The 23,466-nt window shown below is 35.8% G+C and carries 31 protein-coding genes; 22 read left to right on the forward strand and 9 right to left on the reverse strand.

Annotated elements, in window-relative coordinates; genetic code table 11:
- The first annotated feature begins 375 nt into the window (after positions 1 to 375).
- The 5 genes from ACH0CI_RS05700 (at position 376) to ACH0CI_RS05720 (ending at position 3,287) form a co-directional block, all read left to right on the forward strand.
- On the forward strand, positions 376 to 816 hold the full coding sequence (locus ACH0CI_RS05700) for a DUF3267 domain-containing protein (protein ID WP_406901011.1): 441 nt from the start codon (positions 376 to 378) through the stop codon (positions 814 to 816).
- A 553-nt stretch (positions 817 to 1,369) separates the two neighbouring features.
- Positions 1,370 to 1,555, forward strand: a complete 186-nt coding sequence (locus ACH0CI_RS05705; RefSeq protein ID WP_406901012.1) for a hypothetical protein — start codon at positions 1,370 to 1,372, stop codon at positions 1,553 to 1,555.
- Between the two features lie 81 nt (positions 1,556 to 1,636).
- The gene (locus tag ACH0CI_RS05710; protein WP_025749994.1) at positions 1,637 to 1,918 is read left to right on the forward strand and encodes a hypothetical protein; all 282 of its coding nucleotides are present in this window, start codon (positions 1,637 to 1,639) and stop codon (positions 1,916 to 1,918) included.
- Between the two features lie 196 nt (positions 1,919 to 2,114).
- On the forward strand, positions 2,115 to 2,642 hold the full coding sequence (locus ACH0CI_RS05715) for a hypothetical protein (RefSeq protein ID WP_335707842.1): 528 nt from the start codon (positions 2,115 to 2,117) through the stop codon (positions 2,640 to 2,642).
- 126 nt (positions 2,643 to 2,768) lie between these two features.
- Complete coding sequence (locus ACH0CI_RS05720; protein WP_335707841.1) at positions 2,769 to 3,287, forward strand: YfiT family bacillithiol transferase; 519 nt, start codon at positions 2,769 to 2,771, stop codon at positions 3,285 to 3,287.
- A gap of 202 nt (positions 3,288 to 3,489) precedes the next feature.
- Here the strand turns inward: ACH0CI_RS05720 and ACH0CI_RS05725 are convergent, their stop codons facing one another.
- The 4 genes from ACH0CI_RS05725 to ACH0CI_RS05740 all read right to left on the reverse strand — a co-directional run bounded on the left by ACH0CI_RS05725 (position 3,490) and on the right by ACH0CI_RS05740 (position 5,676).
- Positions 3,490 to 3,960, reverse strand: coding sequence for a hypothetical protein (locus ACH0CI_RS05725; protein WP_335707840.1), 471 nt, complete (start codon positions 3,958 to 3,960; stop codon positions 3,490 to 3,492).
- Positions 3,961 to 3,964: 4 nt separating this feature from the next.
- Positions 3,965 to 4,753, reverse strand: a complete 789-nt coding sequence (locus ACH0CI_RS05730; protein WP_406901013.1) for a hypothetical protein — start codon at positions 4,751 to 4,753, stop codon at positions 3,965 to 3,967.
- 471 nt (positions 4,754 to 5,224) lie between these two features.
- Positions 5,225 to 5,383, reverse strand: a complete 159-nt coding sequence (locus ACH0CI_RS05735) for a hypothetical protein (protein WP_335707838.1) — start codon at positions 5,381 to 5,383, stop codon at positions 5,225 to 5,227.
- Between the two features lie 83 nt (positions 5,384 to 5,466).
- A complete protein-coding gene (locus ACH0CI_RS05740; protein ID WP_013058446.1) occupies positions 5,467 to 5,676 on the reverse strand; it encodes an alpha/beta-type small acid-soluble spore protein in 210 nt (69 codons plus the stop codon).
- A 515-nt stretch (positions 5,677 to 6,191) separates the two neighbouring features.
- Here ACH0CI_RS05740 and ACH0CI_RS05745 point away from each other — a divergent pair.
- From ACH0CI_RS05745 to ACH0CI_RS05785, 9 genes are all read left to right on the forward strand, one after another.
- Complete coding sequence (locus tag ACH0CI_RS05745; protein ID WP_335707837.1) at positions 6,192 to 6,398, forward strand: hypothetical protein; 207 nt, start codon at positions 6,192 to 6,194, stop codon at positions 6,396 to 6,398.
- Between the two features lie 133 nt (positions 6,399 to 6,531).
- Positions 6,532 to 6,714 carry a hypothetical protein gene (locus ACH0CI_RS05750; protein ID WP_335707836.1) on the forward strand — a complete coding sequence of 61 codons (183 nt, stop codon included), beginning with the start codon at positions 6,532 to 6,534 and terminating at the stop codon, positions 6,712 to 6,714.
- 223 nt (positions 6,715 to 6,937) lie between these two features.
- Complete coding sequence (locus tag ACH0CI_RS05755; RefSeq protein WP_335707835.1) at positions 6,938 to 7,681, forward strand: HAD family hydrolase; 744 nt, start codon at positions 6,938 to 6,940, stop codon at positions 7,679 to 7,681.
- A gap of 135 nt (positions 7,682 to 7,816) precedes the next feature.
- On the forward strand, positions 7,817 to 8,005 hold the full coding sequence (locus tag ACH0CI_RS05760) for a hypothetical protein (protein ID WP_071271865.1): 189 nt from the start codon (positions 7,817 to 7,819) through the stop codon (positions 8,003 to 8,005).
- Between the two features lie 402 nt (positions 8,006 to 8,407).
- Positions 8,408 to 8,515, forward strand: coding sequence for a YjcZ family sporulation protein (locus ACH0CI_RS05765; RefSeq protein WP_081213975.1), 108 nt, complete (start codon positions 8,408 to 8,410; stop codon positions 8,513 to 8,515).
- Positions 8,516 to 8,799: 284 nt separating this feature from the next.
- Entirely contained in the window at positions 8,800 to 8,952 is a 153-nt protein-coding gene (locus ACH0CI_RS05770; protein ID WP_013058439.1) for a YjcZ family sporulation protein, read from the forward strand.
- A 191-nt stretch (positions 8,953 to 9,143) separates the two neighbouring features.
- A complete protein-coding gene (locus tag ACH0CI_RS05775) occupies positions 9,144 to 9,557 on the forward strand; it encodes a helix-turn-helix domain-containing protein (RefSeq protein WP_335707832.1) in 414 nt (137 codons plus the stop codon).
- A gap of 1,380 nt (positions 9,558 to 10,937) precedes the next feature.
- Positions 10,938 to 12,296, forward strand: coding sequence for an MFS transporter (locus ACH0CI_RS05780; RefSeq protein WP_168761151.1), 1,359 nt, complete (start codon positions 10,938 to 10,940; stop codon positions 12,294 to 12,296).
- Between the two features lie 167 nt (positions 12,297 to 12,463).
- The gene (locus tag ACH0CI_RS05785; protein WP_406901014.1) at positions 12,464 to 13,021 is read left to right on the forward strand and encodes a sugar O-acetyltransferase; all 558 of its coding nucleotides are present in this window, start codon (positions 12,464 to 12,466) and stop codon (positions 13,019 to 13,021) included.
- A 299-nt stretch (positions 13,022 to 13,320) separates the two neighbouring features.
- Here the strand turns inward: ACH0CI_RS05785 and ACH0CI_RS05790 are convergent, their stop codons facing one another.
- On the reverse strand, positions 13,321 to 13,869 hold the full coding sequence (locus ACH0CI_RS05790) for a TetR/AcrR family transcriptional regulator (protein ID WP_028414900.1): 549 nt from the start codon (positions 13,867 to 13,869) through the stop codon (positions 13,321 to 13,323).
- 216 nt (positions 13,870 to 14,085) lie between these two features.
- On the opposite strand from ACH0CI_RS05790, the gene ACH0CI_RS05795 reads away from it, so the two are divergent.
- Together ACH0CI_RS05795 and ACH0CI_RS05800 are read left to right on the forward strand one after the other, a co-directional pair.
- Positions 14,086 to 14,949 carry an aldo/keto reductase gene (locus ACH0CI_RS05795; protein WP_406901015.1) on the forward strand — a complete coding sequence of 288 codons (864 nt, stop codon included), beginning with the start codon at positions 14,086 to 14,088 and terminating at the stop codon, positions 14,947 to 14,949.
- 78 nt (positions 14,950 to 15,027) lie between these two features.
- Complete coding sequence (locus ACH0CI_RS05800; RefSeq protein ID WP_047751802.1) at positions 15,028 to 15,438, forward strand: cupin domain-containing protein; 411 nt, start codon at positions 15,028 to 15,030, stop codon at positions 15,436 to 15,438.
- 112 nt (positions 15,439 to 15,550) lie between these two features.
- Here the strand turns inward: ACH0CI_RS05800 and ACH0CI_RS05805 are convergent, their stop codons facing one another.
- The 3 genes from ACH0CI_RS05805 to ACH0CI_RS05815 form a co-directional block, all read right to left on the reverse strand.
- Entirely contained in the window at positions 15,551 to 16,258 is a 708-nt protein-coding gene (locus ACH0CI_RS05805) for an SDR family oxidoreductase (RefSeq protein ID WP_406901016.1), read from the reverse strand.
- Positions 16,259 to 16,389: 131 nt separating this feature from the next.
- Entirely contained in the window at positions 16,390 to 17,559 is a 1,170-nt protein-coding gene (locus ACH0CI_RS05810) for an MFS transporter (protein ID WP_406901017.1), read from the reverse strand.
- A gap of 81 nt (positions 17,560 to 17,640) precedes the next feature.
- On the reverse strand, positions 17,641 to 18,153 hold the full coding sequence (locus tag ACH0CI_RS05815) for a cyclophilin-like fold protein (protein WP_406901018.1): 513 nt from the start codon (positions 18,151 to 18,153) through the stop codon (positions 17,641 to 17,643).
- Positions 18,154 to 18,331: 178 nt separating this feature from the next.
- Between ACH0CI_RS05815 and ACH0CI_RS05820 the strand changes: the two genes are divergently transcribed.
- A complete protein-coding gene (locus ACH0CI_RS05820; protein WP_406901019.1) occupies positions 18,332 to 19,234 on the forward strand; it encodes a LysR family transcriptional regulator in 903 nt (300 codons plus the stop codon).
- A gap of 132 nt (positions 19,235 to 19,366) precedes the next feature.
- Here ACH0CI_RS05820 and ACH0CI_RS05825 read toward each other — a convergent pair whose 3' ends face one another.
- A complete protein-coding gene (locus tag ACH0CI_RS05825) occupies positions 19,367 to 19,795 on the reverse strand; it encodes a MerR family transcriptional regulator (RefSeq protein WP_335707824.1) in 429 nt (142 codons plus the stop codon).
- 264 nt (positions 19,796 to 20,059) lie between these two features.
- On the opposite strand from ACH0CI_RS05825, the gene ACH0CI_RS05830 reads away from it, so the two are divergent.
- From ACH0CI_RS05830 to ACH0CI_RS05850, 5 genes are all read left to right on the forward strand, one after another.
- The gene (locus ACH0CI_RS05830) at positions 20,060 to 20,911 is read left to right on the forward strand and encodes an aldo/keto reductase (RefSeq protein WP_406901020.1); all 852 of its coding nucleotides are present in this window, start codon (positions 20,060 to 20,062) and stop codon (positions 20,909 to 20,911) included.
- 321 nt (positions 20,912 to 21,232) lie between these two features.
- Positions 21,233 to 21,388, forward strand: coding sequence for a hypothetical protein (locus ACH0CI_RS05835; RefSeq protein ID WP_028414887.1), 156 nt, complete (start codon positions 21,233 to 21,235; stop codon positions 21,386 to 21,388).
- A 279-nt stretch (positions 21,389 to 21,667) separates the two neighbouring features.
- Positions 21,668 to 21,997 carry a PadR family transcriptional regulator gene (locus ACH0CI_RS05840; protein WP_034267458.1) on the forward strand — a complete coding sequence of 110 codons (330 nt, stop codon included), beginning with the start codon at positions 21,668 to 21,670 and terminating at the stop codon, positions 21,995 to 21,997.
- Complete coding sequence (locus tag ACH0CI_RS05845) at positions 21,984 to 22,547, forward strand: HAAS signaling domain-containing protein (RefSeq protein WP_406901021.1); 564 nt, start codon at positions 21,984 to 21,986, stop codon at positions 22,545 to 22,547. Before ACH0CI_RS05840 ends, ACH0CI_RS05845 begins: the two co-directional genes overlap by 14 nt.
- Positions 22,537 to 23,400 (forward strand): DUF4097 family beta strand repeat-containing protein, encoded by an 864-nt coding sequence (locus ACH0CI_RS05850; protein ID WP_335708548.1) that lies wholly within the window; start codon positions 22,537 to 22,539, stop codon positions 23,398 to 23,400. The genes ACH0CI_RS05845 and ACH0CI_RS05850 overlap by 11 nt, the downstream gene beginning before the upstream one ends.
- The last annotated feature ends 66 nt before the right edge of the window (positions 23,401 to 23,466 follow it).

Here is a 23,466-nt window from a genome sequence, read left to right on the forward strand (position 1 = left end):
AAGGAACCATCATAATTAATTTTAACATCGTATTCCTTATCGTCCTTCTTGCTTATATAACTAAGTTGGTATATCGTGTTCATCCACAAACTTATGATAAAATGGAAATATAATCAATATATTCTTTATATTAGGGGGATTAGGACATATTGATCAACTCACAAATGCTGCAGTGTATTTACTTACTCAGTATTTAAATAATAAAGCGTAATATATATTAGGAGATTTTACGTTAAAACAAACGCATAATTAGTGGAAGTTTGGACAAGGGAGGGAACGCTTATCATCAGTTGGTTTCGCCACTTGCCACAAATAAGCAGGGACTTTTCTGAATGGACGCCTTTTATCCAGAATACGTGGTATCGAAAACACTATATGAAGTTTGTATATTTACTTCAAATTATTATTCTATTGATACCTTATTTCTTTGGAGCAGACTTTACTCACATCAATCTCTTTTATCTTATTATAATAGGTATGATTGTCTTTGCTATTCATGAATGTCTGCACGTTTTAGTCGTATATAAAAAAGGTGATGTGAGCTTGACATTTAGCGGAATATTTTTCTGGCTCAATACAAATGCAACTCTATCTAAAACGAGATATTGGATCTTTATGAGCTTGCCTTTTCTTGTATTATCGATAGTTCCTGCTATTACGTCGTTCTATGTATCAGGAAATATTAGATCCATCCTATTATTTGTATGTTGGATAAATACATTCATTTCTGGCTCAGATATCTATAACTCATTTTTAATTGCGATTAAACCGAAGAACTCGTTTTTTTGCAGAGGTTATTATCAAGTGAAGCAGTAGGACAGGGGTCTATTTGTACTAATACATAAAAAGGGCGCCTATAGTAATTAGGTGCCCTTTTTATGCTGGTAATCCGTTTTATACTAGTCAGTTTCGTATAACCTCCGTTCCAACAGTATTCTAAAACTATGTTAAAATGTAATTATAAGGAATAAGAGGTGGATATAGTTATGGTGACTGCACTAGTTGTAACGATTTCTATATTAGCGTTAGCTTGGAGTGCTGGACAAAGAGAACAGAGGGAGTAACTATATGTATTATTTGTATATAGAATCGAGATGATTGGATAAATGAGCAAAAGAAATGTTTTAGTCAAGTTGATGTTCTTTTTAGGATCATTTTCTATTATAATCTTTGGGTTTATTTTAAAACAGGGATTAACAGGGTTGCTTTTATCTGCTGCCTGTATTATATCCGCAGGGTTTTTAATGAAAACTGGAGTTACAAAAAGAAGGGGAAACTAACATAGCTTAGCTTCTCCTTTTTTTGATAAATGAAATAATTATAATTATGTTAAAATATAACTATATTTATTTTTTTGGTGGTGAAATAGATGGGTAATCGAAGCTTGGGATTATTTTTAGTCGGTATAGGAACAGTCTTTTTGATTTTAGCTTTAACATTACATATAGCTGGATTATTATATGGTGTTATTTTAGGTAGCAGCATATTATTAAATGTTTCAGGGGCAGGTATACTTATGAAGTTTATAGCTGATGAAAAACTGGCTAATTTGTAGAAATCTTATAAAGTAAGATCTCTTTGTTATGAATCTTACGCTAGAATGTATTTATTAGAAATGTTGGGGGGGTATCCTGTTTTGGAAATGAACTTTTTTTGGTTAGCGTTAGGATTAGCTGCCCTTGGTTATTTCATAGGCGATGGTTTAAAAAATTTTAGTAAACCTCAAAGGAAATCAAAATATCCTTATTTGATTAAAGAAAAAGATCTGCACTATCACTTTCATTTGAGTAAGGGTGAAATTGAAGAACTGTTAACTAAATATCCTGGAGCTCCAAAAATAGAGCTGAAAGGGACTACATATTATCCGTATCATCAATTCGTTGACTGGCTGTCGTCTAATGAAATTTATAAGGTGTAAAGGAGGAGAAGCATTTAGTCTTTAAAGGCTAGATGCTTATTTTTTTGAAGATTGGATTCTAATTCCATCGTCACTAGAAATATACGTATGCCATCGTTAGCCAGGTTCTCTTTGCCTGGAATCGTTGTGGTATATTACATAAACTTTCAATTTTAGGTAATAATATTTACGAAAATACAGTTCGAGGAGACAATTCATGCGTAAGTATAAAAGAAAATTGATCATTTCTTTAAGCGTGCTAATCTTTCCATGGTTAACAGCGCCTTTTATAGGAACAAAATCATTTGTCCGTTTTTTGCCTGTAGCTACTTTCGCTAACTTATTCATCATTGTGTTTACCGTCATTGCCAATCAGAAAAAATGGTTTAGAAATAACAATCCTTTATTTCCTAAAGCACCTATAGATTTTACTTATATTTTAGGTCCGCACTTAATAGGAACACTTTGGATATTTAAGCTAACGTACGGCTCTTTTCTAAAATACATACTTGCCAATACGGTGTTAGACTGGTTTAATATTTTCCCTTTTGGCGGTGCTTTGAAAAAAGCGGGCATATTTAAAATGAAAAAGATGTCGCCAAGCATGTACTGGGGGATGACTACGGTTTTAGCCGTTGTTTTATATGGATATCAGTACATTGTGGAAAAAGTAATTAGGCAAACCAATGATTCTCAGTCAAGATTACAAGTGCTTAAAGCAAATAAAGGAAAAAGAGTCTTCTAATCGCTGAAGATCCTTTTTCCTTTATTTTTAACACTTCATCTGGTTATTTTATTCTGAATATTTAAATTTATTTTTGAGTAAAGTGCTATACTAGATAGTAATAAAAATAGAAAGAGAGGAAGAAATATGTTTAATCAATATCCGATTGGGAAATTTACTGTGAAAGAAAATATTCAGAAAGAAGATATTCAAGGTTGGATTCATGACATTGGAGATGCCCCAAAGCAATTAGCTGATGCTGTAGAAGGGCTGACAAAAGAACAATTAGCTACGCCTTACCGAGAAGGAGGTTGGACATTAAGTCAAGTTGTCCATCATTTAGCTGACTCCCATATGAATGCTTATACCCGTTTTAAATTAGGCTTAACAGAGCAAGTGCCTACTATTAAGGCCTATGATGAAGTGGCTTGGTCAACTCTGCCTGATAATGATTTACCAATAGAAGTTTCCCTTCAACTTTTTGCAGCTTTACATAAGCGTCTTCATAAAGTGTTGAACTCACTTGATGAAATAGATTTAAAGAAAACGATCCACCATCCTGAAAACGGGGAAGTGACGATTGAGCAATTAATAGCGACTTACGCTTGGCATGGAAAGCATCATATTGCTCATGTTACCACATTAAGAAATCAAAGAGGATGGTAGAATAACATTTAGCATATGTTAAAACCAAAAAAAGCTCTTTTTAAGAGCTTTTTTGGTTCTAATATATGATAGTATGCTAACTAGAGTATACAGCTTAAAAACAGAAAAAACCCCCAATGCGTTAAGGAAGTTATTTCTAATCCTGAATAGTAATTTATTCATCCTGCATCTCGCTATTATATTGTACAGTAATGACTTATTTTTATAAGCCATCAGATCTAACTTTTGAAACACCTAAGGCCAAGTTTTTCCACAAAGTTTGTTCAACCACTCCAGCGTCCACCGTACGACAATCCACAATGAGTATGACTTCCGAATGTTTGCCGCGTAAAAGCCGTTGGTTTTTCTTGATTACTTTAAACATAAATAGTTTAATTCCTAGTCCTAAGATAAATCCGATAAACGCACTAATGAGTCCCCAGTAGATGGGCCCCCAGCTTAGTTTAAAACCAATGCTTGCACCAATGACTGAAAAGGCTGTGGCTAGAGCCATTCCTAAATCAATAAGAGAAACTCCATCAGCTCGATGAAGGCTGTCAAAAATCCGACGATCTTCCATTCGATTATTGAGAGGAACAATGAATATATCTTCTTTCTTTATCCCTTTTTTTTCGAGCTCTGAAACAGCTAATTCTATGTAACTGGAGTATTCAAATGTAGAAAAGACCTGCATATTTTCACTCCACCTTTTTTCCTTTCGCAATACAAAAACTTGGATGTTGATACGTTTTTTCGAAGAAGATTTTTTGTTCTCTTTCAGCAAGTTTATTATTCTCAACCGTATTTATATAGGAGTCAAAGGTAGCAAAACCATATAAGGAAGGGAAAAATAACAGCCATTCTTTATTTAAAACGGAGGTAGCGTGTTTTATTTCTCCTAAAAATAGAAGAGAAATTCCTTCAAGCAGGTGAGAATAATAAAAAAAAACGACTGCCCAAATGATAACAAAGAAAGCACCAATGATGCGATGAATATAGAGTTGCCCTAGACCTGGCATCACCAAGGACCAGAAAACGGATAGGATGGGATTCCGTTTATCTAAATAGTTTATTTCCATGGCTCCTAGACTAAAGGTGTTGAACCGGTGATTTTCTCGTTCAGCTAACACGTATATTTTATTTAAATCAACGGTTGTTCGGTAACTATCCCATATAGCAAAAATATAAACGGGAATATAAATAAGAAGCCACCTTGTATTAAGCACGTCTTTGGCCATATCAATGTTTCCTTGAAAAGAATAAATCATAGCTAAATTCACATGAGATTTAAGGTTTATGACGACTTCCCATACAAATAACACAAAGCCGCGAAGGTATTTAGACAGTAGTAGGTGCCCAAACCCTGGAAAAGCTGCTGACCACCAAGCGATAATATAGGGGTTTCTCAAATGGATTTGCGTCGTTCCAAATATACTGACATGTGCAATATAGCGTCTTGCAGTATTGTCATTTTTATAATTATTCATCTGCGATCTCCTATGGATTCGGAAAAAAGATACTTTTCATATCTATCATCCATATTTAATATGGTCTTGTTCATTTATTTTATGCAGTTCATTGATATGCACCTAATCTTTATCAAAATGAAGAGTTCTTCGACAAGAAAAAGCTCTTTATTTTTTCATAAAGGGGTGATTAGATGATTCATGGGGTCTTCACTCATTTGTTGAAGATATAGAAGCATCTTCAACTTAGTTTTTATTTCATAAATCAAGAACTCTTTTCTACTTTTTCATCTAATACTCTTATAGCTCCGATCATTAACCTGTTTAACGCTGATTTGACTGTAAGACTAAGTAAAGTATGATACCATTTCCAAGGTCTTAGTATCTCCCCTGTCGAAATAGAGTAGACTGCCAAAAGTACCTCGGTTAATGGAGGTACTTTTATAGGTTCTAGTACAAAGAGTACGTGATTAAAACTGCTTAAAGTGTTTTTTAATCGCGCATTGCGCCTGCTTCTCGAGAAGTCATTGCACCTTGTCCTTCATGTACGTCTTTTTGAATTTCTTGTTTTACTTTTTGTGCATTTGTTGCAGATACTGCTGGTTTTTCAGCAAAACCCGTATTTTCTTTAGCTGGTTGATTTTGCTGCATATAATCTCTCCTTCTTTTTTTATTCGTACAAAAAGGAAGAATGGAGATCCATTCTTCCTTCAGCCATCAATTATAAAGTTGTCTTAGAAGCGTCCGCCGCCAAGTTGTTGCTCAGCTAATTGTACAAGACGTTTTGTGATTTCGCCGCCTACTGATCCGTTTGCACGCGCAGTTGTATCAGCACCAAGGTTTACACCAAATTCGCTAGCGATTTCGTATTTCATTTGATCGATTGCTTGTTCAGCACCGTATACTAATAATTCGTTGTTGTTGCTGCTGTTGTTGTTTGCCATGTTGTGTCACCTCCTTGTTTTTCTTAAGTTTCCTATTGTGGAAGAAATGTATTCGTGGTAAATAATGGATGTATATTTCTTTGTTAGGATGACATACTAATTTTTAGAAACAACCGAAACTGTAAAAAGTGGGATTAGATGTTTCATTTCCTTGTGACTAAAAACTAAACGCTTGCCATGTGTAGGAGAGAGAATGACAGTTCATTTGTCATTCTTTTTTCATGTTCAAGAGTATACTAATTGAATAACAAAGGACTAACTCTTTAAAGAATTAGTCTTTGGATTAATAAAAATGATTGCTTTTTATAGCTATTTTAAGAAGTGTGTTTAGTTATTCTTCCTCTGTAAATTCAGTTTTGACGTTTTAGTTTCCCCATTTCGTAAAACAATTAAGCATGTTGTACATGTCTCTTAGCAACAAGTATCTAATTAATTCTGGGGAAATAAAAATATAACTTAACCTTCCACTTATTTTATCTTCAAATTTTCAAACAATAGGGCTAGGAGGTGTTTTTATGCCAAAGAAAGACTTTAAAGACGTTGATAATTCAGGAATTGCAGAAAGAGTTGATTATAACAACTATAAAAATAAAGATAGCAATAATGACCCTACGCTTAACCGTATTGTCGAAGAAGATGGGCGTGCTCTTGATCCGAGGGAAACCTTAGAAAATTTCTTCACTGACCTTGAAGGCGAAGAGCCACAAGAAATTACAACTTAATAAAAAAAGTCAAAAACGGCGGATCTTTTTTAACGAAAAGACCTATGAAACGCAGATATTTTTATTAGAGAACCTGCTGTAAACGAGTTAGCATGATTTAAAAAAATGAAGGCTATTAATAGAGGTGAAGTTAATGTCACATACAGAAACTGAACGAACAACGTATATGTATGATCCTTTCACTATACAAGGTCTTGAAATGAATATACCTAAAGAAGACGAAGGCAGCCAACCGCTAATAAATCGTTCAGGACTGAGTACCTCTACGTCCAAAACAAACATGAATAGAAAGCATTTTGAACGTTATATTTATTAGCAGAAATATCCTGCAGCGTTTTATTTTATAAAAAGATCCTTCTATTTTATATGCTAGAAGGATCTTTCCACTAAATATTCTCATTTCAGTATAGTAAATCAACTGCTTATTCCTAACATATTGGAGATTTTATTTTGGTTTTAGGGGTGGGTAGGTAATAAAAGTGGTTAGTGTTTTTTCATATATATTGTCTGTACATCCATTGTAGAAAGGATTTAACAAAATGCAGAAGCAAACTTTACTTTTTAATTTAGACGATACGCTTGTTCACTGTAATAAATATTTTAGAGACACCATAAATGCTTTTGTGGCTCAATTGCAGGAATGGTTTGAGAATCTGACTAAGGAAGAAATAAAACAAAAGCAGTTAGAGATAGATTTAAAAAGCATCGAAAAGTACGGCCTTCATTCTTCCCGCTTTCCAAAATCATTAGTAGCTACTTATTTATTTTTTAGTGAACAAAACCATCAAGATATCCATGAAGACAGAGTCGAAAGAGTCAAAAAAATTGGTCAAAGTGTATTTGAAGTACCGATAGAGCCTCTGCCAAACATGTATGAAGTATTAGATGAACTTAAAAAACAAGGACATAACCTCTACTTACACACAGGTGGAGACGAGGAAAATCAAGGTAGAAAAATTTTGCAGCTAGAGCTAGCTAAATACTTTGAAAAAAGAGTGTTTATTTCTGAACATAAAGATACAGCTGCGTTAAAAGAAATACTAAACCAAATTAAGTACGACCCCAAAAAGACTTGGATGATTGGAAATTCATTAAAAACCGATATAAGACCGGCAGTAGAAGCTGGAATACATGCGATTCACGTGCCTTCTGAACTTGAGTGGAGCTACAATCAAGTTAAAATTGACATTGCGCCAAAAGGTAAATTGATAACCATTCATTCACTGCTGGAAGTTCCAGAAATCATCCAAAAGCACGCTCAAGAAACGGTTGTATCCACCTAATATTAGGTCATATGATATGTAAACGCAATATACAGAAAGAGCTAACCGTTGATTAAACCTTACCCCACAGTAGCTAGATAAAGTTCTTATGTTTTTTCTAATCAACTCACATAATATACAGAGGAGGTGACTGATGTGGAAGATAAATCCAAAAAATCAGAAAAGATGATATGTGAAGATCATAATTCTCCAGTTGATGAAAGAAGCTACGATTTATACGAAGCGACGCGTAATTCACTTTTACGTAATGAATTAGACGATAAAAACAAAACCATTTTAAATAATATTGATAACGCAGCGATGGATGTTAATCTTCAGGAATAACGGACATGAAAAAACTTCTATTCCTGTCAGAATGAACGAAATAAACATCATTCGTAATACGATAAGGCATCTTTAAAAGGCATATACTTTTCTTATTTAACAGATACATGCAAGCGTTCCCGCATCCAGAATTCGTTATATGTCAGGAAGCCCATCAAATTTTTATGCTCCAAGCTGTCCTCCTAGACCTCGTCCTTGGTGCTGATAGCCAAAAAAGCTCCTTCATTTTAACAATGAAGGGTTTTTACTATGTGACATTTTGTTATTTAGCTATCGTTAAACAAAATAGCCCATTTTAGACCAAAATCCAATCGATATGAGCTGTGTCTACATATAATACCTTAACCCATGTAAGTTTAAAGTTTTTTCCTTTAGTTAAATATCACGAAAGGAAGTGTTTGTATGTCTAGTTATGGTGGAGCTGGTTCTGGTTTTGCTTTATTAGTTGTTCTGTTTATTCTTCTTGTCATTATTGGATGCAGCTGTTACGGTCGCGGATTTGGCTGTTAATAACAATAAAAAAGTCTTTCTCTAATTTGAGAAAGACTTTTTTATTCGAGGTTGTGAGGGAGTGCTTTTATACGCAATAGAACTGATTGGGCGGAATTCAAACAATCTATTGCAGAGGGAGTAAAACTTATATATGGGATCTGAGGATGCTTCATTGTATGTAAAAGAAACTAAAAGGTTATCGTTTTTTTTATAGTGATATAAAACGTAGTCTATCCACTTCGTGGAGCACATTTCGTTTTTTATCATATGCTAAATGTATGAAGAAGAAGGAGGTGAAGTTTATGTTCTTTGGCGGTTATGGCGGAGGTTGTGGCTATGGTTACGGCGGCGGCTGCGGTTACGGAGGTGGCAGTGGTTTTGCTTTAATTATCGTGCTGTTTATCTTATTAATCATTATCGGCTGTGCTTGTTGGGGAGGATTTGGCGGTTGCTAATTATTAGACTGCCTTTATCTCTAACTTAAAAAAGTTAGCTTTATGCTAGCTTTTTTTCTTTGTTGAATTTGTACATGTCCAGTAAGTACGCCTTATATCTGCCGTGTTAACCAATGGTTTACAGCTTGTTACTAAGCGTTTATGGAATTTTTTACATATTTATTGTAAGCTAAGCCTTAGAGGTGATAAGAGTGAATTTAGGGGAACAGCTGCAGAAGTTAAGGGAAGAAAAAAAGATGTCTAGGGAAGACTTAGCTGGGGAAATGAATGTATCTAGACAAGCCGTCTATAAGTGGGAAAATAATAAAGGGTATCCGGATATTGAGAACCTTATTAAGTTAAGTGAGCTTTATAATGTGCCGCTGGATGAATTGATTAAGGGAGATCAGAAGTTTCAAAAGAAAATTGCAATAGATGAAGAGGAAGAGGAGCCAGCTACTCCAGGGTTCGTCATAGGGATTATCATTGTATTTATAGGAATATTTTTTGACTTGGGTAAATTTTCATTCTGTGTTTCGATACTAGGGTTTGCAATTATGCTTTTTTATAACGAATTAAAACAAACGTTTTGGAATATAAAAAAAGATTTTAAGGAAGAAAGGTAAGTGGACAGGCTTTAAGGAACCTTAAAGCCTGTTTTTGTACTTGTAGTCATACAAACATTAACATTGGCTATTATTTTCTTTTAGAGGGTTTATTAAAAATGTTAGTAGTAAGGAAATGAGCGGTTTTCCACAAAATTTCGTAGTCTAATTCACAGTTTCGTCTGTAAACGAATGGTTTACGGGCGAGTACCATACGTTTTCGACTCTATGATTTTTTTGTATGATTTAGGTTTTTATGTTAAGTTATGGGTATCCTTTAATTGTTTTAGAAAGGAGTGAATTTATATCTTAAAAACAGCAGTTGCTTCAATCATTGCGGGGGTTTTATTTAGCCTATGTGCAAAAGTAATGATGCATACAAGATGGTCAAAGTATTTTCTAAAAGCAAATGAAGCTACTCATAGGCCAATAAACTTTGTTCTTCAGGGAGCTTTGTTTGCGATTATCATGTTTATTATGCTTTTAATTGTAAAACCTTTTACATAATAAAATAGTGTGATAGCTAAAGGGATCAACTCTTAAACATTCCTATTGGTTACCAAAATATTTGCCCGGGAAATGGGGCGATGTTGTTTTCTCTACTGAACCAGATATATACGGATATTAACAGTTTTTAGAAAGGAGTATTGGATGTTAGTTAAAGCACTAATTACAGCAATCATTGGAGGCATTCTGTTTCCATTGTTCTTCAAGCTATTTACCCGAAAATCCTTAGATAAAAAGACTACTAGCCCTGTCAGTCAAGGATTTTTCTTCGCTGTTATCTTCTTTATAATCCTTATGGTTACAAAAACCTTCAGTTAAAGTTATATTACAGATAATCTCTGTTCTATTATGGATTGCTCCAGAAGGAAATTAAGTGAATTAAAGGAACTCAAACCCAAGGAATACGTATATTCTTTGGGTTTTTTATAAGATTTCAAGAGTAAAGCCTCCTTTTGACTTAGAAATATTAAAGCGATGATAATGAGTATGTACGCATAGTGTCACGAGATTCGAAGGTCTTTAAATATTTAAAAAATAATTTGTGCAAACGATTGCATTAAAATATTAGTTTAGTATATAATGTTCAAATAAAAGTATTCTAATGTTTTTAATAATTAGATTTTATGAAACTTTTAAGAAGGTATAAGCGATAGTCAGCAGCTTACGGATGAGCCGATAGTGAAAATTCTTACATACTCAAACAGCATTTTTAGACAGGACTATTAGTTATGCCGTATTCCTGAGGTAATCTAGCAAAATAGAAAACAGCCAGCCAAAGACACTAACATTTACAGTATTCATCGTTGTTTTGAAAACGTTCACAACGAATGTCGTAGCACTTTACATCAGAACATCTATCTTTTGCGGCTGTTAATTGAATCATAGGAGGCAGTTATGTTAGAAGAAAGAATCGTTGAAACCAGTGAAAAAAGCGTTCAGCCAAACTTACCTTATCTACCGATCAGTACCATATGGTTAATTAGTTTTGGATTTTTAGGTGTACAAATGGCATTCTCATTACAGAGTTCAAATATGGGACGCATATTTCAAACAATCGGTGCTGATCCAACTACATTAGGCTTTTTCTTTATTTTACCGCCGTTGGCCGGTTTAGTGGTTCAGCCCTTAGTTGGTTATTTTTCAGATCGCACCTGGATGCCAAGGCTTGGCCGTCGTATACCTTATCTGCTAATTGGAGCAATTGTAGCCGTAATTGTTATGTGCTTGCTGCCAAATGCCGGCAGTTTTGGTTTTAGTGCAGTGGCTGCGATGACTTTTGGCGCCATCACTATTTTGTTTATGGACGTATCATCAAATGTAGCCATGCAGCCATTTAAGATGATGGTTGGAGACATGGTCAATGAAGAGCAAAAAGGTTTTGCCTATTCCATTCAAAGTTTTCTATCAAACAGCGGTGCTGTGCTAGCCTGTATTTTCCCTTTTGTTTTAACGGTATTAGGCGTATCAAATAGTGCACCAAAAGGAGTAGTACCACAATCAGTTGTTATTTCATTTTATGTTGGAGCCGTTGTGTTAATTATTTGTAGTTTATTTACAATACTTAAAGTAAAAGAATATTCACCTGCAGAATTTGCAGCATACCACGGTATTGCAGACGAAGCTACAAAAGAAAATGTAAACGTTTTTAAACTGCTTCGCAACGCTCCAAAGGTTTTTTGGACGGTCACACTTGTTCAATTTTTCTGCTGGATGGGCTTTCAATATTTATGGACATACGGTACAGGTGCAGTCGCTGAAAACGTTTGGTATACGAATCAGCCGTCTAGCTCCGGCTATCAAGCAGCTGGCAACTGGTTCGGCATTTTATCAGCTGTACAGTCGATTGCCGCAGTCATTTGGTCACTAGTTTTGTCACGCGTAGCCAACAACAAACGTAAGCCAGCGTATGCTTTTAGTTTACTGCTAGGCGGTATTGGTTTTGGGTCTGTCTTTTTTATTCACAATCAATGGATGCTGATTGCTTCATTTATTTTAATTGGCATCGCTTGGGCTGCTATGATGACGTTTCCGTTCACGATGCTTACCAACGCCCTGTCAGGAAAGAATATGGGAACATATCTAGGATTATTTAATGGGAGTATTTGTTTACCGCAAATTATCGCTTCTTGCTTGAGTTTTGCTTTGTTCCCAATAATCGGATCTTCTATGCCAGGCATGATTTTAATCTCAGGTATTTTACTTGTTACGGGAGCTGTGTCTGTTTCAATTATTAAGGAAACATACTCAAAGTAATCAGCAGCTGTGCGCGTGGTAAAAGAGTAACATGACTTCTTACGTTTCTTGTCTTCAAACTGTTGACTCAAACCTATAAAAATCTTATTTTTAAGTCTATTATCATGATAAAATGTAAACGAATTCAATCTAGTGAAAATGTAAGAACAAGAATGGAGAGCAGATAAATGAAAACTGAAAAAGAAAAAATGGTGGATGGCGAGCTGTATTTTCCAGCAGACCCAGAATTAATAAAGGACCGGGAAGATGCAAGAAGGCTTGTTCGTTCGTTTAACGATACAGATGAGACGAATTATGAAAAGCGTACGGAGTTACTAAAAAAACTATTCGGTTCAACTGGAGAACGTATCTACCTTGAATCCAACTTTCGATGCGACTACGGATACAATATCCACGTAGGAGAAAATTTTTATGCGAACTTTGACTGCACACTTTTAGATGGGGGACGAATTACTATAGGGAAGAACTGTATGATGGCACCGGGCGTACATATTTATACGAATACTCATCCTGTGAATGCAGAACAGCGAATTACAGAAGTTGAATATACCAAGCCCGTCACAATTGGAGATAATGTATGGATTGGAGGACGAGCTGTCATCAATCCAGGCGTTACAATTGGACATAATGTTGTAATCGCTTCCGGAGCTGTTGTGATAAAAGATGTTCCGGATCATGTAGTAGTGGGAGGGAACCCCGCAAAGATTATAAAAAAGTTGGATTAGTTTTTACGAGCTAAACATCGTTTATAAAGCAATTAGAAGATAAAGTATTCTCAATAGAAATGACTCCTTCTGTAAAAAGCAATATCCATTAAAAAAATAAAATGTTTGAGCAGCACTAAACCTATGGATACTCAGCAGGTTTAGTGCTGTTCTTTTATGTTGAGATGATCTCTTTATCTGACGGCAAGTCATATCATCTCTAACTCAGCTTATTAACATAATCTTATAATAAGAAAGTTTCTGCCACTTTTACACTTTGGGGGGATTTTCATTTATTTGTACGTATAAAACGGATTAAATTATTCCAAATTCCGATCTAACAATATGCCGGTTTGCTCGGCTATTACATCGGTTGGAACGTGCATCCCGTTTTTAAACCACCATTCTACTGTCCCTACAACGGCCGAGGCAAAGAACTGAATAACAACCTCTTTACGCAACCCTTTGTTTTCTCCTTCAGTTGTATCAACTTCAGGACCATACTCTTGGATGACTAACTCGAGAAAACGGCTGCGGAAATAATGAGCGCCTTTACTTTCTAACATGGTTGAAAAGAAGAGATGGTGACGCTCAAAATATTCAAACCAAACATAATTTCCTTCTTGGAACGTCATATCAGCAGCCGAATGACATAGTTCTTCAAGGTTGTTCATATGTTCTTCAATCATCTTATCTAATAAATCATATTTATCCATATAGTGAAGATAAATCGTGCCTCGGTTAACGTTTGCTTTGTCAGCAATATCCTGAATGGTAATGTCATCAAATCGTTTTTGGGTCATTAATTCAGTCACTGCGTTTTTTATAGCCTCTTGGCTCTTTAGTATTCTTCTATCCACTTTCGCCATTTTAAAAACCTCACTTTTTTTAAAAGATATTCAACAATACCTCTTCATTTGTTGAGTAATCAACGAATCGCCTTCAATTAACGATTGAAAGGATTTTATTTGCTTTTATAATTATAGACAGATGTTGATTAATCAATCAATATTGATTTACTTTTAACAGGCAGATAGATACTTTTAAAGTATACAAAAATAAACAATTCAAAGGAGATAAAAAACATGTTTAACGAAACGTATAAATTATCAAACGGTGTAGAAATTCCACTATTAGGTCTTGGTACGTGGCTGCTTGATGACGAACAGGCAGCTCAGGCAGTGCGTGATGCGGTATCTAGAGGGTATCGCCATATTGATACGGCACAAGCTTATATGAATGAAGCTGGCATAGGCGAAGGAATCCGTTCATGCGGTGTTGCAAGAGAAGAACTTTTTATTACAACAAAGGTTGCAGCAGAAGCAAAAACTTATGAGGAAGTTACGAATTCCATTGATGAGTCTTTAACAAAGATGGGGCTGGATTACATTGATCTTCTAATTATCCACAGTCCACAGCCTTGGACGGAGTTTAGAGAAGAGAAACGCTACTTCGAAGAAAACAAAGAGGCATGGAAAGCCATGGAGGATACTTATAAGGCAGGGAAGGTAAAGGCAATCGGTCTTTCTAACTTCCTTCAGGATGATATAGAGAATATTCTTTCTAGCTGTGAAATCAAGCCTATGGTCAATCAAATATTGGCACATGTGAGCAATACGCCTTTGGAGTTAATTGAGTTCTGCCAGAAGAATGGCATCTTGGTAGAAGCATATTCACCAATTGCGCACGGTGCGGTTCTTGATAATAAAGAAGTGAAGGTAATAGCTGATAAATACGGAGTGTCTGTTGCTCAACTTTGCCTGCGCTATGACATTCAGCTTGGTCTTGCAGTCATTCCTAAGACCGCAAACTCAGATCATATGAGAATCAATGCAGAGCTTGATTTTGAAATCAGCAATGCAGATATGGAGACTTTGAAAAATGTAGAACCTATTCAAGATTATGGTGAGCATAGCTACTTCCCGGTATTTGGCGGAAAATTAAAATAAACAGGTGAGCAAGGACTTTTTATAGCAATGAATGAGCCAAGAGATACAATTATGAATGATATTATTGGAGGAATCAAAATGGCAAAACATGAAGAAGTAAAAAATGGCGTTATTTTTCCAGCAGGTGAAAAGAATGAAGCATATGCACAATTTTTTGTTGGACAAAGCTATCTTCAAACCTTAATCGCAGATCCTAAAGTGAACGTTGGAGTTGGAAATGTAACCTTTGAACCTGGATGCCGCAATAACTGGCATATTCATCGTGATGGATTTCAGCTTCTATTAGTAACGGGTGGCGAAGGTTGGTACCAAGAAGAAGGAAAACCTGCACAATTCTTAAAAGCTGGAGATGTTATTGTGACGCATGATGGTGTCAAACATTGGCATGGTGCTGCAAAAGACAGCTGGTTTGAACACATTGCCATCACTGCCGGTACGCCGGAATGGTTAGAACCAGTAACGGATGAGGAATATAATAGCATAAAATAATAGATCGTATGTATCTTAGAAGCAAAAACCCTACGGATTATTCCTAATCATCCGTAGGGTTTTTATTATAAATTCAAGATGTCATAGGAAATAGCCTTAACGCTATAAAAGTTCACCAATCGATTTGTTTTCCGTCTTTAAAAAAGCCTCCGGAAGGTCCTTCGGGTCCAATCGTTGCTAACCAAAGAATAGAACGAGCAGCTTGCTGCGGCGTTCTTGGAGCTGATGGTCCACCCATATCTGAGCTTACCCATCCTGGATCGACCGCGTTAATTTTGATATCTTTGGTGCTTTCTGCAGCTATTAATTGCGTTAAGCCATTTAGAATAAGCTTGGATAACTTATAAGCGCCCACTCCTGAAGAAGACATTTCACTCATTGCGCCATATTCGGAGGAAACATTAATAATTCTTCCGTAGGCTTGCTGTTCCATAAGGGGCATAAAGGAACGGATTACATGGTAGGCACCGAAGAAATTCGTTTCTAGCGTTTTTTCTAGAACAGAAGGGTCCAAGTCCACTAATTTTTGATTTTTATCTAAATATATGCCCGCGTTATTAATTAGTACATCTAATCGTTCATATTGTTCACTGACTATAGCCGCAGCTTGGCGGATACTGGCTTCACTGCTTATATCCATCACTACAAACGAAACATCAAGATGAGAGTCTTTCAGTTTTTGCATGGCTTTATGTCCGCTTTCTGAATTTCGGCTTGTCAAAATGACTTTAAAACCATCCACCGCCAATTGTCTCACTAGTTCATAGCCAATACCCCGATTTCCGCCGGTGACAAGTGCCACTTTAGTGTATTTTTCCATTTCAAGTCCTCCATTTTTTATATATTAATGCTGTAAGCATTGATTAGAACAGATTTCTGCTTTTCATAGATGTAATAAAAGAAAACAAAGGGATCCTACTAGGGATCCCGAAAGAAAGTTGCGTTGATGTCTTATTTTGAAAGTTGCCTTACAGGACGTTGCATGTAGCTTCTTGGTAAAATGAATAATACACTCAATACTAATGACAAGATGCCCACTAGTACAACGTATTGTATACCCATTCCTGATATAAATATTCCACCTACGGCTGTGCCAATGGTTGTTCCTAAGTTAACGGATGCTAAAAATAGTCCGTTTGCGAAATCAGGAGCTTCTGGAGCTGCGGAGGAAATCCAGTATTGATTAATATTCGTTCCTATACCAGCAAATATTCCCCAAACTAAAGTCATGATAGCCATAGGCCAAGTAAACTGTCCGGTAAAGAATAAAATGATGTAAACGATTCCCAATGCGAAAGGGAAAACGACTACCGTTTTAATGGCATTTTTCGTAAGTAATTTCCCTGCGATAATGTTTCCGATAATATTTGCCACACCGTACAGAACCAGCATGAAACTAATTAATTGTCCAGAGAGGTTCGTAACGCTTTTAAGATACTCAGCAAGATAGCTATATACCCCAAATACTGCTGAATTCAGTAAAAGGACGGCAACAATAGAAAGCCAAGTAACGGGTTTTTTTAATACGCTTAGCTGTGCTCCGTATGAAAGTCTTTCTGTAACAGGCATAGAAGGGAAGAATGCCCACGTAGCAATAAATACTATCGCGTTAATAACAGCAAAAAACGTCATTGATAGTTGAAACGAGACTGTACTTGCAAGAAAACTTGCGATCGGCACACCAAGTACCATACCTGCAGATACGCCAATAAAGACTTTTGAAACAGCTTTTGGAGCCTCTTCCTTGCTGACTGAGTTCGCCGCCATTGTAAAAGCTGCTGAAAAATAAATTGGATGAAAAATAGCTGGAATCACACGCGCAATGATGGCAATAGCAAAATTAGAAGTAAAGATAGAGATAATGTTACCGAAAATGAAAATACCAAGCACAAGCAGCATTGCCATCTTGCGATTGACTCCCGAAAATAATAACGGCATCGTTGGACCGGATATTGACACAGTAAGCGCAAAGAGACTCACCAGCCATCCTGCCTTTGATACACTGATATGAAAGTGATCCGCAATGTAGGGTAATATCCCTATAACGCCCATTTCGGTATTGATAATACCGAAAGCTCCTAAAGTTAAGACAAATATAAGTAGCTTAGTTTGTTTAGACATAAAATAAAGATCCTTCTTCCTAAAAAATGTTGTGTTCTAGTTGCTGTAAAGCGGGTTGTTTAAAGGTGTATTGTCATGTTTTTACTTAGTCACTTTTTCAATTCTACCTGTAAAATTACCATCAACATTTTCAACATTTTCTTTTCCTGATTCAATTTGACCTAGTATGATAAGGTCGTTTGTAGCATCTTCAAGACCTTTGTAAAAAATAGCTACATTTCCCCAAGGACCGTAATAAGCAAAGTCTCCTTTTTTGGATAGGTCTCCGGCCTGTACATCATCTATAGATAATCTTTTTTGTAAAATACTAATTTTCTCTTTACGGATATAATCTTCAAACGTTACGGTTAAAGGCAGTTGAGCTAGAAAAGCCATACTTGCTGGGTTATCGTACATATTAATCAAGACTTCTTTATCGTTAAACGTTAATTTAATTCTTGTAGCTGAAATACGATCTTCTTTTGGCTGTTCTGGTGCTTGGTTTAAAGGATTAGTTGTATTATCTCTGTCCGTCGAAGATGAATTATTGTTGCTACAAGCAGCGAGGGCAAGGCTTGTTACTAAGATAGAAGACAGGCACAAGGGTTTTTTCATGTTAAGCTCCTTTCCACTTTGAATCATTAAATGTATTGCTTTTGTGATATAACCTTCCGTGTTATTCATTCTAAAGGCTTCTTTTAAATATAAAAAATACTTATATCTCATATCTTGTTATGCTTGATAAGCATTTCTGAAACGTATACACTAAAAATTGTGAAAGGAGAAGGGGTATATGGAATTTCGAGTTTTACGCTATTTTCTTACGGTTGCAAGAGAAGGAAACATCACGAAGGCCGCTGATGTTTTGCATGTGACACAGCCAACACTGTCTAGACAATTAAAAGATCTTGAACAAGAGTTAGGTAAAAAACTATTTATTCGCAGCAGTCACAGTGTCATTCTGACAGATGAAGGAATGCTGTTGCGAAACAGGGCAGAGGAAATTGTTAATATGGTCGATAAAGTAGAGGCGGAATTTAGTTCGATGGAAGAAACAATAGGTGGTGATGTCTATATAGGAGGAGGAGAAACAGAAGCAATGAAACATATTGCACGAGTAGTAAAAGATGTACAGATACGTTATCCGAATATACGATATCACCTCTACAGCGGAAATGAAGAAGATATAACGGAACGGCTTGACAAGGGTCTGCTTGATTTCGGTATTTTGATTCAGCCAGCCGATATTTCAAAATACAATTATCTGAATATGCCTGCCAAAGATGTTTGGGGCGTTGTTATGAGAAAAGACAGCTCTCTTGCCGTCAAAGAAAGCATTCAAGCTGCGGATTTATTAGAAGTTCCACTGATCTGTTCACGACAGGCTATGAAACAGACGTTTTCAAAAAATGAATTTGCGGATTGGTTTGGCGAAGATTTTCATAAATTAAACATTGTCACTACATACAATCTTGCCTATAATGCGGCCATTATGGTTGAAGAAGGAGTTGGATACGCTATAACGCTTGATAAAATAGTCAATACCTCTACTACTAGCAATCTTTGTTTCAGACCGTTACAGCCAAGGCTTGAGTCAAGTTTAAATATTGTGTGGAAAAAGCATCATGTTCTTTCAGCTGCGGCGGCTGCGTTTTTAAAAGAACTGCAGGAGGAATTTTCACACATTCGAAACTAGCAGGGCATCGGTCTAGCTCAAATAAATGGAGTAAAACAGCTTCCAGCTGATTTGGAATCGCCCAGGACAGTAAAAAGACTTATCTAGTATATCGTATAGATAAGTCTTTTTACTGCGGATATAGAGGTGATGTTAAGAGCCTTTGGGTGTTTTATTAGCATGCACCCATTCCCATTCGCCAGGGTTAGTGTCATCTGGCGATAAACCGTTAATAATATCAAGATAATGATTAGCTTTTTCGTCCATATATTTTACAGTTCTTTTAGCTTCCTTTAATTGAGCTTTAGCGATCTCTTTTTGCTTTAAAATGATTTGATAGCGCTCATGAATGGTACTTCCACCTTCTAAACACAAATCTACGTAGGTTTTAATATCTTCCACTGTCATCCCACATTGTTTTAAATATTTAACACCTGTCAGCCAATTAATGGACTCTTCATCAAAAAGGCGAATGTTGTTTTTATCACGCTGTACGCTCGGGACTAATCCTTTGTCCGTGTAGAAACGAACCGTATGTTCCGTTATATTAAGCAGCTTGGCCACATCTTTCACCGTATACATTCTAGCCACTCCCATAAATATTTTTTATTCAGTACTGTTTAAAATCCTATCACATTCGTGTAACACGAAGGCAATAGGATTTGTATCATTTACGTTTTTAAATTTGAAGATATAGTTTAACCACTTTCTTCACCTTATACGCTTTCATTCCTCATCGAAGAGTTTAAATTAATTTATTTAAAAGGCTTGACCTCGTGTTACACGAAGGTATTAGGATAATACTTGTGCAAGGTTAACGAAACTTTCAAAGAGGAGGAATTTTATATGCAAAAAGTTACTTTAAACAATGGTGTTGAAATGCCTACTTTGGGCTTCGGTGTATTTCAGGTTCCTGATGCAGATCAATGTGAACAAGCAGTATCTGACGCGCTTGAGGCAGGTTATCGTCTCATTGATACAGCGGCAGCTTACATGAATGAGGAGGCAGTTGGTGCGGCCATTAAGAAAAGTAGAATTCCAAGAGAAGAGCTTTTTATTACAACTAAGCTTTGGGTTCAAGATCAAGGTTATGAAAGTGCTAAAAAAGCCTTTCATGTTTCTTTGGAAAAGCTAGGGCTTGACTATCTCGATTTATATCTCATTCACCAACCATTCAATGACTATTATGGTTCTTGGCGCGCAATGGAGGAACTTTATAAAGAAGGGAAGATTCGTGCGATCGGTGTTTCCAACTTTTATCCGGATCGTTTAGTTGATTTAATCCTAAATAATGAAGTTGTGCCGGCTGTAAACCAAGTGGAAACCCATCCGTTCTTTCAACAGAAAGATGCAAAGAAAGTAATGGAAGAATACGGGGTACAAATACAAGCATGGGGACCATTTGCAGAAGGTCAGAATAATATCTTCCAAAATGAATTACTTTCTGATATCGGAGGGAAATATGGAAAAACAGTAGCACAAGTAATTTTGCGCTGGCATATTCAGCGCGGTGTTGTGACCATTCCAAAATCTGTTCGTAAAGAACGTATCGCTGAAAACGTTAACATATGGGATTTCACGTTAAGTGAGGAAGACATGGCAGCCATTACTGCTATGGATAGCGGAAAAAGTGACATCATTGATCATTTTACGGCCGATACGGCCAAAGCCTTAAATGGATGGAAAATTCACGAATAATGAAATACTTGCATCACCTAGAAAGTGGAATTTTTGATAGCGCTCTACTTAAAACAGCCATAAAATTGGCTGTTTTTTTGTTATTAAAAAATGTAAAATAACGGTTTCTTTTTTCTTTAATTTATTACAAAAAAATCAATTACACGTAAGACATTTCTATCAAATGCGATAACAGCTGTTAAATTTTATCTTAAAAGTGATATTCTTATAAACATTCAATCAGTATGCTTTTAAAGCTATTTATGGATTTAATGTTAGAGTATGAAACAAGTACGGAGAGCCACGATTGCTTTATTATTTTAAACGAAGGATGAGTGATGTATGAACAAACTTATAATACCAGCCATACTCGTTATATTCGCTTTGTGGATCTTATTACAATTAGCTTTAGACGGGAATATCTTTAAAAACCCGCTAAATTATTTTATCTTAATTACGGTTTTCTTTTTATTTATCAAGCAAGCAAAAGAAAAATAGCCTAGAATGTTCGCTGCTGAGTAGTCTATAGTTATAGGCTGCTTTTTATTTTGCTGCATTAAAAATAATTCCATATATAAGCTAATTAGAAAAAGAAGGTTGAACCTTGCTTTATAAAAAATGCCTTACGACTGTAAAATGATTAAAATTTAAAAAATATTAAACAGTACCTTGCAATAAACAATAGCTGGTGATATATTGTAATTATTAGGAAGTTATTATAAATCAGTACTATACAATAAACAGTAGTGGACTTTAAAAAGAAAAGGGTGAAGAACAGTGAACGTGCAATTTAAAAAAGGAGTTTTAGAGCTTTGTGTCCTTGTGTTACTGGATAAGAAAGACCGCTATGGATATGAATTAGTTCAAAAGATCTCCGATCAAATTGAAATATCAGAAGGGTCGGTATATCCTCTTTTGCGCCGATTAACAAAAGAAGAATACTTCACAACGTACTTAAAAGAATCTACAGAAGGTCCTTCAAGGAAGTATTATCAGCTTACAGCTAAAGGTAGGGAGTATTTATACGAACTTATTGATGAATGGAATGAGTTTTCAAGAGGGGTTAATCAATTAATTAAAGAAGGTGTGAACAATGTCGAAGAGTAAATTTCTACAGCAATTAAACGAATCCTTAAAACCATTATCCTCAAAAGAACGAGCAGATATTTTGCAAGATTATGAAGAACATTTTTCCATTGGCTTAGAAGAAGGAAAAACAGAAGAAGAAATTGTAACGTCGCTAGGAGCCCCGAATCAAATAGCCAAAGAATTGCTGGCAGATTATCACGTTGAGCAAGCAACAGCTAAGGCAACAACTCAAAATATTTTGAGAGCTACTTGGGCCGTAATTGGTTTAGCTTTTTTTAATTTAGTAATTGTTCTTGGTCCGGCCGTTGCATTAGCTGGCTTTATTTTATCAGCTTGGGCCATAGGTCTATGTTTCTTGTTATCTCCTATTCTAGTTCTCGGTGAAGCTATTGTACATTGGAGCGGCTTTTTTCTCTTTAATTTATTTATGTCGTTAGCATTTTGTGGAATTGGATATTTTATTATGCTAGGTATGTTCGTTGTAACGAAGCTAGTTATAAAAGGCTTTGTACGTTATCTGAAATACAATGTATCACTGGTGAAAGGCGGTTTAAAACGTGTTGAATAAAAAGAAACTCTCCGTTCTTGCAGGAATTTTCATTCTTATTGGGGTTATAGGAAGTCTCCTTACTTATCGTGCTATTGATCCTGAACCTATTTCAAAAGAAAAAACGATCAACAGTAATCAAGTATCCAAGGTAAACATCGATACGGATAATACCCGGGTTCACGTATACTCTATCAAAGGTGATAACATCAAAGTAACATTAAAAGGCGAAACATCTCCTAATATAAAAAGAGACTTCACTACTGACGTTAAAAATTCAACCCTTTTCATCTCCTATAATGAACAGCAGCGCAGCTGGGTCAATTTTGACATTGTTAGTGTATTAAAACCGCTATCCATCAACGTTTATCTGCCTGAAAAACAGTATAGTTCATTGGTGATTTCCAGCAACAACGGATATGTGTCTGTTAAAAAATTACGCGCAGCGGATGTTTCTGTTCGTGCAAACAATGGACGTGTGGAATTAGGGGATATTGACTCAGAAAGCCTGAATACAAACGTACACAATGGACTCACAAGCATAAAAAATGCTACGGCAAAAATAGTTGGAGTAAAAGGAAATAATGGGAAAATAACGCTGAGTAACGTGCAAGGTAGTTTAAAAGGTGAAACCCATAACGGAAGTATCGCTCTTGAAACAGAAGAACTTGATCGAGATATTGACTTTAAAACGCACAATGGAAAGGTTGAAATTACAACGGAAAAAGAACCAAGTAACGTTCAATTTAACGTTTCTGTCGATAATGGAAAAGTCGATATTCTGAATAAATATGATCGTAACGCTGTTATTGGAAATGGAAAGAATATCATTAAACTAGCTACTCACAATGGCAATATTTCAGTAATAAAGTAACCTATTAGCTATAACTAAATTAAAAAGGTTTCACTCATTAAACGTTGATGAGTGGAACCTTTTTTC

Origin of the sequence: Priestia sp. 179-F W1.4 NHS (genome assembly GCF_045369295.1) — a bacterium.
GTDB lineage: Bacteria > Bacillota > Bacilli > Bacillales > Bacillaceae_H > Priestia > Priestia zanthoxyli.